This is a genomic window from Corynebacterium sp., from assembly GCF_022712195.1.
GTDB lineage: Bacteria > Actinomycetota > Actinomycetes > Mycobacteriales > Mycobacteriaceae > Corynebacterium.
Map to the genome: position 1 here is coordinate 1 of NZ_JALAGY010000077.1, position 12,462 is coordinate 12,462.

Annotated in this window: 11 protein-coding genes; 5 read left to right on the forward strand and 6 right to left on the reverse strand. The window is 71.3% G+C overall.

Annotated elements, in window-relative coordinates:
* Together Q0A34_RS10340 and Q0A34_RS10345 are read right to left on the reverse strand one after the other, a co-directional pair.
* Positions 1–1,443, reverse strand: a 1,443-nt coding sequence (locus Q0A34_RS10340) for an LLM class flavin-dependent oxidoreductase (RefSeq protein WP_291479914.1), incomplete at its 3' end; no start/stop codon positions are given.
* Positions 1,440–2,810, reverse strand: a complete 1,371-nt coding sequence (locus Q0A34_RS10345; protein WP_291479915.1) for a monooxygenase — start codon at positions 2,808–2,810, stop codon at positions 1,440–1,442. The genes Q0A34_RS10345 and Q0A34_RS10340, both read right to left, overlap by 4 nt.
* Positions 2,811–3,079: 269 nt before the next feature.
* Between Q0A34_RS10345 and Q0A34_RS10350 the strand changes: the two genes are divergently transcribed.
* From Q0A34_RS10350 to Q0A34_RS10370, 5 genes are all read left to right on the forward strand, one after another.
* The gene (locus Q0A34_RS10350) at positions 3,080–4,453 is read left to right on the forward strand and encodes an MFS transporter (protein ID WP_363316446.1); all 1,374 of its coding nucleotides are present in this window, start codon (positions 3,080–3,082) and stop codon (positions 4,451–4,453) included.
* Positions 4,454–4,525: 72 nt separating this feature from the next.
* The gene (locus Q0A34_RS10355; RefSeq protein ID WP_291479916.1) at positions 4,526–5,731 is read left to right on the forward strand and encodes an LLM class flavin-dependent oxidoreductase; all 1,206 of its coding nucleotides are present in this window, start codon (positions 4,526–4,528) and stop codon (positions 5,729–5,731) included.
* Positions 5,728–6,765: an ABC transporter substrate-binding protein gene (locus Q0A34_RS10360; RefSeq protein WP_291479917.1), complete on the forward strand. Its 1,038-nt coding sequence runs from the start codon at positions 5,728–5,730 to the stop codon at positions 6,763–6,765. The genes Q0A34_RS10355 and Q0A34_RS10360 overlap by 4 nt, the downstream gene beginning before the upstream one ends.
* Entirely contained in the window at positions 6,762–7,658 is an 897-nt protein-coding gene (locus tag Q0A34_RS10365; RefSeq protein ID WP_291479918.1) for an ABC transporter permease, read from the forward strand. Before Q0A34_RS10360 ends, Q0A34_RS10365 begins: the two co-directional genes overlap by 4 nt.
* Positions 7,637–8,347 (forward strand): ABC transporter ATP-binding protein, encoded by a 711-nt coding sequence (locus tag Q0A34_RS10370; RefSeq protein ID WP_291479919.1) that lies wholly within the window; start codon positions 7,637–7,639, stop codon positions 8,345–8,347. The genes Q0A34_RS10365 and Q0A34_RS10370 overlap by 22 nt, the downstream gene beginning before the upstream one ends.
* 27 nt (positions 8,348–8,374) lie before the next feature.
* Here the strand turns inward: Q0A34_RS10370 and Q0A34_RS10375 are convergent, their stop codons facing one another.
* The 4 genes from Q0A34_RS10375 to Q0A34_RS10390 are packed head-to-tail and all read right to left on the reverse strand — an operon-like array spanning position 8,375 to position 12,396.
* A complete protein-coding gene (locus tag Q0A34_RS10375; RefSeq protein WP_291479920.1) occupies positions 8,375–9,271 on the reverse strand; it encodes a siderophore-interacting protein in 897 nt (298 codons plus the stop codon).
* Between the two features lie 25 nt (positions 9,272–9,296).
* Entirely contained in the window at positions 9,297–10,163 is an 867-nt protein-coding gene (locus Q0A34_RS10380) for an ABC transporter ATP-binding protein (protein WP_291479921.1), read from the reverse strand.
* Positions 10,160–11,287, reverse strand: a complete 1,128-nt coding sequence (locus Q0A34_RS10385; protein WP_291479923.1) for an iron chelate uptake ABC transporter family permease subunit — start codon at positions 11,285–11,287, stop codon at positions 10,160–10,162. The genes Q0A34_RS10380 and Q0A34_RS10385 overlap by 4 nt, the downstream gene beginning before the upstream one ends.
* A gap of 44 nt (positions 11,288–11,331) precedes the next feature.
* A complete protein-coding gene (locus tag Q0A34_RS10390) occupies positions 11,332–12,396 on the reverse strand; it encodes an iron ABC transporter permease (RefSeq protein ID WP_291479924.1) in 1,065 nt (354 codons plus the stop codon).
* Positions 12,397–12,462 lie beyond the last annotated feature (66 nt).

The following is a 12,462-nucleotide window of genomic DNA, read 5'->3' on the forward strand; positions in this document are numbered from 1 at the left end:
CCCTGCGTTTCTCCCCTCTGGTAGGGTGGGGGGGGGGTGGGGGTGTGGTGGGGGGGGGTGGGGGGTGACGCGGTCCCGGCGGGCGAACAGGCGGTCACGCAGGGTGCCGGGGGTGTGGCCGGTGGGGTACTCGCCGCGCTCCTGCAGGACCGGGACGACATGGTCGACGACGTCCCGGAAACTGCCCGGGGTCACGGCGTAGGCGAGGTTGAACCCGTCGACGCCGGTGACGTCGACCCAGTGCTCCAGCTGGTCGGCGACGCTCTCGCCGGAACCCACGACCACCGGGCCGAGACCGCCGATGCCGCCGAACTCGGCGAGCTCACGCACGGTCCATTCCGCACCCTGGTCACCAGAGGCGCTCTGGAAGGCGGCGACGGCCGAACGGATCGCGTTGGACTCGATGCCGGTCACCGGGTCGTCCAGGTCGAAGGACGAGAAGTCCACGCCCATCCACCCGGACATCAGGGCCAGCGACCCCTCCGGGTCGACGTAGCTGCGGTACTCCCGGGCCTTGGCCCGCGCGGCCTCGTCGGTGCTGTCGGTGATCACGGTGAGCAGGGCGTAGACCACCACGTCGTCCCGGGACCTGCCGGCGTCGTGCAGCTTGCGGGTCAGCGTCTCCACGACGCCGGCGAGCTTCTGCGGTGTCGGCGCCGCGACGAACACCGCCTCGGCGTGGGTGGCGGCGAAGGTGCTCCCACGGTCGGACGCCCCGGCCTGGAAGATCACCGGTGTGCGCTGCGGCGACGGAGCGGACACGTGGATACCCGGAACGGTGTAGTGGACACCCCGGTGGTCGACAGGGTGGACCTTCCCCGGGTCGGTGTAGACCCCGCCCACCGGGTCGGCGCGCACGGCGTCGTCCTCCCACGACCCCTCCCACAGCTTGTAGAGGACCTCGAGGTACTCGTCGGCGTGGTCGTAGCGGGCGTCGTGCTCGAAGGTGTCGAGCTGCCCACGCGACTGCGTGTTCTCCGCCGCGGAGGGGAGGTAGCCGGTGACCACGTTCCACCCCAGACGGCCGCCCGTGAGCTGGTCGAGCGTGGTGACACGGCGCGCGAACGGGACCGGGTGCTCGAAGGCGGTGCCGGTGGTCAACCCGAACCCGAGGTGCTCGGTCACCGTGGCCATCGCGCTGACCAGGGGGAGCGGGTCAGCGACCGGGACCTGCGCCCCGGAGCGCAACGCCGCCTTCGGTGACGCCCCGTATAGGTCGTAGACGCCGAGGACGTCGGCGAGGAAGATGCCGTCGAAGAGGCCCTCCTCCAGCGTCTGCGCCAGCCCGGTCCAGTAGCCCAGGTCCGTGTACCGGTGTGACTGGTCGTCCGGGTGGCGCCACAGCCCCGGCGACTGGTGCACCAGGCAGTTCATCTCGAAGGCGTTGAAGCGGATGCGCCGCGCCGGCACCGTGCCGCGCCCCTCCGGTGTCCCGGCGCTCATGCCGCGACCTCGCGGAAGGCCGCGGCGAGGCTGCGGACGTCCTCCGCGGTGCGCAGGACCACTGCGGGGGAGGGGTCGGAGAAGAGACTGAACAGTGCGCTGGCGGTGGCCGGGTCCGTGGCGGCGGAGGCGAAGAACTCCTGCGCCACCTCCTCGAACACCGGGTCGCCGAGGAACAGGGACGTCACCTCCACCCCGGCCTCGGCATGGTCCAGCCAGTGCTGCTCGAAGAGCCCGGTGAGCAGGTCCTCGTCCCAGTCGCGCCCCTCGGCGAGGGCGTCACGCAGACCGTCGCGCAGGGCGGCCACCTGGTAGGTGCCGAGCTGGGCGCCCTGTCCGGCGATCGGGTCGACGGCGACGGAGGTGTCGCCCAGGGTGGCGACGAGGTGCCCGCCCGCCGTGCGTGCGGTCGGGCGGCGCACCCGTGGGGTGACCGCCCCCTTGAGCCAGGAGTGCGGGTCGGACCCGATGGGGCGCAGCCGGTCGATGTCGTCGGCGACGTCCGGGAACTCCCGGCGGTGCAGGTCCTTCAGGATCTCCAGGGCCTGAGGTGCGCTGGTCGCCGACCAGAACGCCTCCTCGGTCGGGGTGCCCGGCCGGGCCCACGCCAGGATCACCCAGGTGTCTGTGCCCTCTGTGCCCTCTGTGCCCTCTGGGCCGTCGGGGTCTCCGGTGGCGGCGTCCTTGTGCAGGTGCGGGCCCACGAAGATCTCGCCCTCCTCGTGCAGGGACAGCAGGCCACCGGGCACGGTACTCCCGCGACCGCGGAAGACGTGGTCCGCGGGGAGCCCCCGCGCCGTCACCGTCAGCAGGTGGCGCTGCGCGGCGTCGTAGGGGGTGCGGTCGGCGTCGACCTCGAAGAGCTCCGCGAGACCGGACTTCCCGGTGGCGACGAAGGTGAGGTCGTGGTCGGCGGCGATGGAGTCCAGCGAGTCCGGGGTGACGTCCCCGACGATGAAACGGCCGGACGCTCCGTCGAGGAACTCCCCGAGCCGGTCGTCGGCACGCAGCCGGGGGTCCACGGACTGCGCCTCGTAGGTGAACCGGGCGGTGAACGAGGCCTCCGGCGGGGCGCCGGCGATGCCCACCGAACTCGCGCTGAGGTGGGCGGCGGGGTTCGCCGCGTAGCGGTCGGCGGTGATGGTGCGGTCGGGCTCCCGGGAATCGCCGAAGAGGATGGCGGTGCCGGTGGCGGGCACGTCGTCACGCAGCGCGGAACGGGAACGGTTGCTGTAGAGGTCCACCCGCCAGCCCTGGCGTCGGAAGGCCAGGGCGGCGTTGACACCGGTGAGGCCGGCGCCGATGACGGCGATGGACGGGGTGGAGGGGGTCGTCGGTGCGGATGCTGGTTCTGGTGTGGTTGTCATGCCCCGGGATGGTAGGAACGCCGGCCGCGGGGCGACACCGTTCGTCACGGACCGTGGCGAACTCTTGACCGGGCAGGCGTCCCGGGGTAACACGCGACGCGCGCGGTGACTGTCGACCGGAGTTTCCGGGCCGTCGGACAGGGAGTAGGTTTGCAGGGGTTCTGGCGGCACGACCACGGCCGACCATGGCCGACCACGGCCGACCATGGCCGACCACGGCCGGACGACAGGACCACGAGACGACACGACAGCGCAGGAGGACGGTAAGGGTGGCCGACAGCAGCCGGGCAGACAGTGGGGCGGACGCGCAGGAGGGACGCCGCGTGCGGCGCCTCCCGGGAGGTCCGGCGGTCCCGGTGGTCCTCGCGTTCGTCGCCGTCGCGGTCGCCGCAGTGAACCTGCGCGCCGGGATCGCCTCGCTCGGACCGGTGCTCTCCGACGTCCTGGACGCCTTCGGCACATCCACCTCCTACGCCGGCCTGATCACCGCCCTGCCGGGGGTGCTCTTCGGCGTGATGGGACTGTGCGCGGTGCCGCTGGCACGGCGCCTGGGGCTCAGCCGCACGATCGTCACCGGAATGGTCGTGTCGCTGGTGGGCCTGGCGGTGCGTCCGTGGGTGGGGACGATGGCCGTGTTCATCGTGCTCACCGGCCTGGTGGTCGCGGGTATCGCCCTGGGCAACGTGCTGATCCCGGCCTGGGCGAAGAACTACGGCGGACGCCGGACCGTGGCACTGATGACGGTCTACAGCGCCCTGCTCGGGGTCTCGGGTGCCGTCGGCCCGCTGTCGGTGCTGTGGTTCGACGGGGCCGACGCCTGGAAGTGGGCGCTGTTCGTGTGGGCGTTCCTGTGCATGGTCCAGGTGCTGGTCTGGGTGGTCGTGGCGCTGCGCACCGGGTCCGACTTCCCCGGAGCCGGGAAGGGTACCGGGGGCGACAGTGGCACAGAAGGCACAGAAGGCCCAGAAGGCCCAGAAGGCCCAGGGCGCGCTGACGCGATCCCCTCGGCACTGCCGCAGCCGACCCCGGAGGAGGTCGGGGTCCTGACCCGGGCCTCCCTGTGGCGCGCACCGACCGCGGTGTTCCTCACCCTGTTCTTCGGTGTCCAGGCGATGAACGCCTACCTGCAGATGGGCTGGCTGCCGCAGATCTACGTCGACTCCGGGGTCTCCCGGGACGTGGGCAGCGTTGCCCTGGCGATGATCGGCGCCTTCAACATCCTCGGCGGCATCGTGATGCCCACCGTCATCGACCGGGCGCGCAGTCTCGCCCCGTTCCCGCTGGTCTTCGCACTGCTGACCGCCGGAGGCTACCTGGGGATCCTGCTCGCGCCGACGGCCGCGCCGCTGGCGTGGGCGGCGATGCTCGGGCTCGGCGGCTTCTGCTTCCCGACGGCGATCGCGCTGATCACCGCGAGGAGCCGGTCCTCCCTGGTGACAGCGCGGTTGTCCGGCTTCGTCCAGCCGATGGGGTACTTCATCGCCGGGATCGGCCCGTTCCTCATCGGCCTGGTGCACGGCCGCACCGGTGACTGGTCCGGGATCCTGGTGGCGCTGGTGGTCATCGCCGTGCTGATGGGGGTGCTCGGGGTACGGGCCGGGAAGAACACCCTGATCGACGACGAACTGCTCGCCACCCGCTGAGCGAGCCCCGCTTTCCGCTCACCGGGAGCGGAACTGTGGGGCGAAAAGTAGACAGAGTGGTTCACTCTTGCCATGCCACGACACGATGAACCCCCACAGACCACTGACCGTCCCGAACTGACATTCCACTGGTACCTGCCGCCCTTCGTCGACTCGCGCTACGTCGTCGGCGGCGGCCCCGGCGGCAGGGTCGCCGCCCACGGGCGGCACGGCCTGCCCGACCGGCCCGTCGACAGCAGGTACCTCACCCAGCTGGCCCTCGCCGCCGAACAGAACGGCTTCGAGAGCGTCCTCATCCCGGTGGGCCTGTGGTGCGAGGACCCCTGGATCGTCGCCACCAGCCTCCTCGGCGCCACCGACCGGCTGAAGTTCCTCGTCGCCGTACGGCCCGGACTCGCCACCGCCCTCAAGGAGGCGCAGTCGGCCGCCACCTTCCAACGGCTCTCCGGCGACCGCCTCCTGGTCAACGTCGTCACCGGCGGAGAACCGGTCCAGCAGCTCGCCAGCGGTGACCGGCTGCCCAAGGCCGAACGCTACGAACGCACCGGGGAGTACCTCGAGGTGTGGAAGAGACTCTGGACCTCAGCTGACCCGGTCACCTACGCCGGACGCCACGTCGACATCGAGGGGGCGCGGCTCCCGGTCCGTCCGGGCACCGTCCCTCCGGTGTACTTCTCCGGTTCCTCCCCGGAGGCCGTGCGCGTCGCCGCCGAGCACGCCGACACCTACCTCACCTGGGGTGAACGTCCGCAGGACGTCGGTGCCAAACTCCGCGCCCTGCCCGGGGCGCGCGGTGGACTGCGCGTCCACGTCATCGCGCGGGACACCACGGAGGAGGCCTGGGACGCCGCCGCCCGCCTGCTGACCCACGTCTCCGCGTCCGACGTCCGCGCCGCCCAGGAGGCGATCGCCGCCTCCGAGTCGGAGAGTCAGCGCCGGATCGCCGAACTCCACGGCCGCGGATCGGCCTTCCGCGCGGGGGACGACGTCCGGGCACTGCAGATACACCCGGGCCTGTGGACGGGGGTGGGACTGGTCCGCGGCGGGGCGGGGACCGCGCTCGTCGGCTCCTACGAGGAGGTCGCCGACCTCGTCGTCGAGTACCAGCGGCAGGGCGTCACCGAGTTCGTGCTGTCGGGCTACCCGCACCTGGAGGAGACCTACCACGTCGGGGAGGGTGTCGTCCCGGCACTCCGCCGCCGCGGCTACCCGGTCACCAACCACGGGGGACCCCTGGTCAGCGAAGACACCGGGCAGCAGGAGGCGAAGAGCGCATGAGGAGGACCACGACCACCGGCGGCGTCACGCTCGTCGCGTTGAGCTCGCTCACCGCACTGGCCGTCAGCGGCTGCAACGCCGTCGGCGAGGACACCGGGTACGACGAGACCGCCGCGATCTCCCAGACCGTGGACAAGGACACCGTGCTGCGCATCGGTGACCCCCGCACCGAGGCCGTGCTCGAGGCCTCCGGACTGATCGACGAACTGGACTTCACCCCGGAATGGGCGAACATCGACGGCGGCCCGAAGACCCTCGAGGCCTTCCGCGCCGATGCACTGGACGTCGGCGCGGTCGCCGACATCCCGCCGCTGTTCGCGACATGGACGAACACCCCCGTGCGGGTCGTCGCCGCCCGCCGCACCGTCGACCCGTTGGAGCACCCCACCTACGAGCTGGGAGTCGCGCCCGGTGCCGACGTCCGCGACATCTCCGACCTCAAGGGCAAACGCATCGCCTACAGCCCGGGGCAGGCGCAGGGGGCCCTGGTGCTGCGCGTCCTGGAGGAGGCCGGCCTGTCCCAGGACGACGTCGACCTGGTGGAGCTGCAGAGCACCGACGACACCTTCGTCAACGTCATCGCCAAGGGTGAGGTGGACGTCGCTCCGCTCGGCATCTCCCAGGCACGCTCCTACCTGGCGAAGTACGGGCAGGACGGGGCGAGCACCGTGCCACCCGGCGTGCCCGACGACCCCTGGCACCTGTACGTGCCGACGAAGACCCTCCAGGACGAGAAGAAGACCGCCGCACTGAGGCAGTACGTGCAGGTGTGGAACAAGCTGACCCCGTGGATCAACGACCACCGGGAGCAGTTCGCCGACCTCTACCTCGTAGACCGGCAGGGACTGTCGGAGGAGGACGCCCGCTACGTCGTCGACCGGCAGGGGGACTTCACCGTCCCGGAGAACTGGGACGGGCTGATCAGCGAACACCAGGAGACAGCGGACCTGCTGTCGAGGGAACAGGACCATCCGGAGATCGACGTCGAGGACATCTACGACCGTCGGTTCGAACCCGAGGAGTTGGCGGCATGACCACCACACTGGAACACGTACACCACACGGCCCACGAGGCCGACCCGTCGGCCGGCGGCCTCGGGACACCACCGGCGGGGCGGAGCGCGGACGCGGCGCAGGCCGACGTCCGTCCCCTCCGCCGCAGCTACGGCCCCGGAGGACGCCTGCGGTTCGGACGCGGCCTGGGGGTCCTTGTCCTCCTGCTGGTCTGGACCGTCGGTTCGGCCACAGGTCTGATCGACCCACGGATCCTCGCCGCACCCTGGCAGGTCGCCACCGCCGCCGGTGAGCTCGTGGGGACCGGGCGCCTGCAGGAGTCCCTGCTGGCCTCGTTGACCCGGGCCGGGGCGGGTATCGCCCTGGGGGTCGTCGCCGGCGTAGCCCTGGCGGCCGTGGCGGGGCTGTCCCGCTGGGGAGAATCGCTGATCGACGGTCCGGTGCAGGTCAAGCGGTCGATCCCGACCCTGGCCCTGATGCCTCTGCTGATCCTCTGGTTCGGCATCGGTGAAGAGATGAAGGTCACCACGATCGCACTCGCCACCCTGATCCCGGTGTACATGAACACCTTCGACGGTCTGCGTTCGATCGACCGGAGGTTCGTGGAACTCGCCAGCACCCTGGAGGTCAGCCGGGCGGAGTTCCTCCGCCGGGTGATCCTGCCCGGGTCGATGCCCGGGGTGGTCCTGGGGTTGCGCTACGGCGTGACCGCCGGCCTGCTGGCGCTGGTGGTCGTGGAACAGGTGAACACCACCTCCGGGCTGGGGTACATGATCACCCTGGCGTCGAACTACGGCCAGACGGAGATCATCGTCGTCGGACTGGTGACCTACGCGGTGCTCGGCGTCACCGCAGATGCCGTTCTCCGCGCAGTGGGAAGGAGGGCCCTGTCATGGCGACGCACGATCAGCTGACAGGCACGGTGAAGGTACGCGACCTGCACCGGTCCTTCGACGGCGGCACCGACATCCTCTCCGGGGTCGACCTGGACATACGGGCCGGCGAGTTCGTGGCGCTGCTGGGACGCAGCGGCTCGGGCAAGTCGACGCTGCTGCGGGCCCTGGCCGGACTCGACGGTGACGTCGCCGGCAGTGGCGTGGTCGAGGTGCCGGACCGGGTGTCCGTGGTCTTCCAGGACTCCCGGCTGGTGCCCTGGCTGCGCGTGGCGCAGAACGTCTCCTTCGGACTGCCCTCAGGTGCCGGGACCGGCCGGAAGGTCGGGGAGGCACTGTCGGAGGTCGGCCTGGCCGGCCGGGAACGGGCCTGGCCGGTCGAGCTCTCCGGCGGTGAGCAGCAGCGTGCCGCGCTGGCCCGGGCACTGGTCCGGGAACCGGAGCTGCTGCTGGCGGACGAGCCTTTCGGGGCGTTGGACGCGCTGACCAAGATCCGGATGCACGGCCTGCTCCGGGACCTCGTCGCACGGCACCGTCCGTCCGTGCTGATGATCACCCACGACGTCGACGAGGCGCTCGCGCTCGCCGACCGGGTGGTCGTCCTGAAGGACGGACGGTTGAGCCACCAGTGCGTGACCGCCGGGGCAGACCCGGCCGAGCTGCGCCGGCGTCTGTTGGGTGAGCTCGGGGTGGAGGTGGCGGTGCAGTAGTCACCGGAGCCGTACCCGGCCGCTGTCTCACGGCCGCGGCCGGCCCTCGATCCAGTAGGCCACCCAGTCGACGAAGGCCGTGTCGACACCCCACTCGTCGACGGCGATGCCGCGCACGGTCTTCGCCAGCCCGGCCTCACCGCTGGCCCACACGTACTCCACGGCGGTGCCGGGATGCCCGTCGCCGGCCGCCTGCCGGAGATGCGCGGCCACGGCCTCCGCCTCCATGCCGGGGGAGGTGTAGATGATCCGCAGGGAACCGACCCGCTCGGACCAGTCCTCGGCCAGGCCGCTCTCCAGGTCGTCGGGGGAGTGGGCCACGACCACCAGGTGGTACCTCGACAGGTCGTCGGGGTGGTGGTCCTCGGTGAACTCCAGGATGGTGCGCAGCGCGGGCACCGCCGACGGGTCGGCGACGAACAGGGGACGTTCGGCGTGGCGGATCCAGATGGCGTTGCACAGCCAGACGCCGGCGGTGGCGCCGGGACGGGCGGCGGCGACCCACTCCGCACCGGGACCGGGGTGGTCGTCGTGCATCACCACGTCCACGTCGATCTCCCCGTCCTCCTGGCGCAGGTGCCTCACGGTGTACCAGCGCAACCCGGGGCGGACGTCCTCGTCGATCGCGGCGACGGCGGCCCGGATGTTCCGTCCGGCGGTGTCGAAGGGCTCGAAGTCCCGGCCGTCCTGCGGCATGAGCAGACCGAAGAACTCGTCGGGGCCGGTGAGCTCCAGGTTCCGGAATTCCGGGGAAGCCAGTGTGAGCCGTCGCAGGTTCGGGGTGACCAGGTCGTTGGCGGTCACGGTGACCTCGACAAGCCGTCCGCCGAACTCGTCGGCGGGTTCGGTGCCCTCGGAGGGGTCACGTCGGGGATGTTCGCGCAGCTCGGTGTCGCGGACGGCGGTGACAGGTGTGGTGGCCATGGTGGTGCGTCCTCCAGTGGGTGCGTTACGTGACCGGATCGCCCGGGTTTTCGCCCGGGTTCTCGCCGAGGTGGTCGCCGGTCTCGGGCGGGGCGGACGGGACGATCAACGGACCGCCGACGACGGGGTCCTCGATGACCACGGCGTCGAGGTCGAAGACCTCCTTGAGCAGGCGGGAGGTGATGATCTCCCCGGGGCTGCCCGCGGCCTCCACAGCACCGTCGCGCATCACCACCAGGTGGTCAGAGTAGCGCACGGCGAGGTTGAGGTCGTGCAGCACCATCACCACGGTACGGTCGAGCCGCCTGCGGAGCTCGCGCACCAGGTCGAGGACCTCGATGGAGTGGGAGAGGTCCAGGTAGGTGGTCGGCTCGTCGAGGAACAGGACGTCGGTCTGCTGTGCCAGCACCATGGAGATCCACACCCGTTGGCGCTGCCCGCCGGACAGGGAGTCCACCGGGCGGTCGGCCAGGTCGGCCACCGACGTCATCTCCAGGGCCGCCATGACCTCCTCCTCGTCCGTGGACGACCACTGCCTTATCCAGCTCTGGTGTGGGTGGCGGCCCCGGGACACCAGGTCCGAGACGACGAGACCGGGCGGGGCGACCGGCGACTGCGGCAGGACGCCGATGATCTTCGCGAGGTCCTTGCGCTTCATCGTGCCGATGTCGGTGGCGTCGAGGTGGACGTCGCCGGAGCGGGCGGGCAGCAGTCGGGCCAGGGACCGCAGCAGGGTGGACTTGCCGCAGCCGTTGGGTCCGATGATCGTGGTGACACTGCCGCCGGGGATGCTCAGCGTCAGGTCGTCGATGACCGGGGTGCCTTTGCCGTAGCCCACGGTGAGGCCGGTGGCGGTGATGGTGTTGGTCTGGGTTCGGGTCTGGGTGCTCATTCGGTGGAGGCCCTCCGGTTGTTCTGGACGAGGAGGTAGATCAGGAACAGTCCGCCGACCGCGGAGGTCAGCAGCCCCACGGGCAGCTCGACGGGCAGGAGCGACTGGGTGGCCATGTCGGCGAGCACCAGCAGGCAGGCGCCGAACAGCGCGGACGCGAGGAGGGGTGGGGTCGGTCGTCCGCAGAGCCGTTGGGCGATCTGCGGTGAGACGAAGGCGACGAAGCCGATGGGGCCCGCGGCGGAGACGGCGACGGCGGCCAGCGCGACGGAGAACACCAGCAGCGCGACCTGCACCCCGGTGACGTTCTGGCCGAGGGACCGGGAGACGTCCGGGCCCAGGACACCGGCGAGCAGCTGGAAGGAGATCCACGCGAAGACCGGTGTCCCGACGAGGACGAGGATGATCACCGGCAGCGCCCGGGTCCAGTTCGTGGCGTTCAGTGAACCTGACAGCCACAGTTGCGCCGTCGCGGCGTCGCGGAGGTCGGCGCGGGTCATCAGGAAGTTGATGTAGGCCATCAGCAGCGCCGAGATGATGATGCCGGAGAGCACCAGCCGGAAAGGGTCCATCCCCCGGCGGTAGGCGAGGATCCAGATCGCCAGCCCGGTGAGCAGCCCGCCGGCCAGTGCGGCGACGGGGATGCCGACACCCGAGAGCCACCCGACCAGTCCACCGGAGGCGCCCCCGCCCAGCACGATGATGGTGACGGCCATGGCGGAGGCGCCGGTGGTGATTCCGAGGATGTCGGGGCTGGCCAGCGCATTGCGGGTGACTGACTGGGTGAGCGCGCCGGAGAGCCCCAGTGCGGCCCCGACGACCACCCCGGTCACCGAGCGGGGCATACGCCATTCGAAGACGACGAGCTCCTCGATGCGCGACGGGTCGACGATGAGGTCGCGGAGCACGGTGAGGTGCAGGGCGTCGAAGAGACGGGCCCCGATGATCTCCGAGACGCGGGCCGGGGTCAGCGGGTAGTCGCCGAGGCAGATCGACAGCAGGAACAGCATGACGGTGGCGACCGCCAGGCCGAGGGTGACGAAGAAGTGCCGGGGACGCCACACCGTGGACAGTGCGCCGACCCGGAACGCGGGGCGTCCCGGCACGCGGCTGTCACGTACCAGGCGGCGCCGCTCGGCGGTGGGTCCGGTGGTCGTGGGCGGGGGGTTCACAGTTGCACGACCTTCCTGCGTACCAGCATGTAGATGAACAGCGGGGCGCCGACGAAGGCCAGTACGATGCCGACCTGGAGCTCGCCGGGACGGGCGACGAGACGGCCGAGGACGTCGGCGTAGATCAGCAGTGTCGCCCCGCCGAGTGCGGAGTACGGCAGGATCCAGCGGTAGTCCGGGCCCGTGATCGAGCGGACGAGGTGGGGGACCACCAGGCCCAGGAAGGCGACGGGCCCGGCGGCCGCGGTGGCGGACGCCGCGAGCAGCGCGATGACGACCATGCCGGTGAAGCGGGCGACGCGGGTGTTGACGCCGAGGGCGGAGGCCACGTCGTCGCCGAGGTTGAGGAGGTTGAGCTGCGGGCCGGTGGCGAAGGCGAGCAGCAGCCCGACCACGATGACCGGGAGCACGCCCCAGAAGACCCCCATGTCACGTCCCGCCACGGAGCCGACCGTCCAGAAGCGCATGCGGTCGAGGTTGTTCTCGTCGGTGAGGACCAAGGCGCTGATGACCGCCTGGAGGACGGCGTTGAGCGCGGCGCCGCCGAGGATCAGGGTCAGCGGGTGGACGTTGCCGCCGCCGACGGAGGCCAGCCCGAAGACGACGAAGGTGGCCGCCATCGCGCCGCCGAAGGCCCAGGCCGCGGTGGCGCCCGTGCCGGTGACGTTGAACAGGGCGTAGCTGGTGACGACCGCCAGGGACGCCCCGGCGGAGATGCCGAGGATGCCGGGGTCGGCCAGGGGGTTTCGGGTGTGCCCCTGGATCAGTGCGCCGGCGACGCCGAGAGCGGCGCCGACGACGATGCCGATGAGGGTGCGGGGGAACCGGAGTTCCGCGATGACCTGGAGGTCGGGGTCGTCGATCTGGTCGGAGCCCAGGGTGGAGGGCAGCTGGCGGAGGGCGTCGAACAGGACGTCGTTCGGGATGACGCGGGAGCCGTAGGCGAGGCTGAGCAGGAAGCCGACGGCGAGCAGGACGGTGAGACCTGCGAGGCCGAACAGTCTGCGGCCCCGGCTCCCCCACCGCCGGGCGCCGGCGCCGCAGACGGGTCGGCCTCGCAGGGCGCCCCGGGCTGCACGCCGGCGGCTTCCAGCTCAGCCGCGCCGACGGCGCCCGCGGCCGGCCGG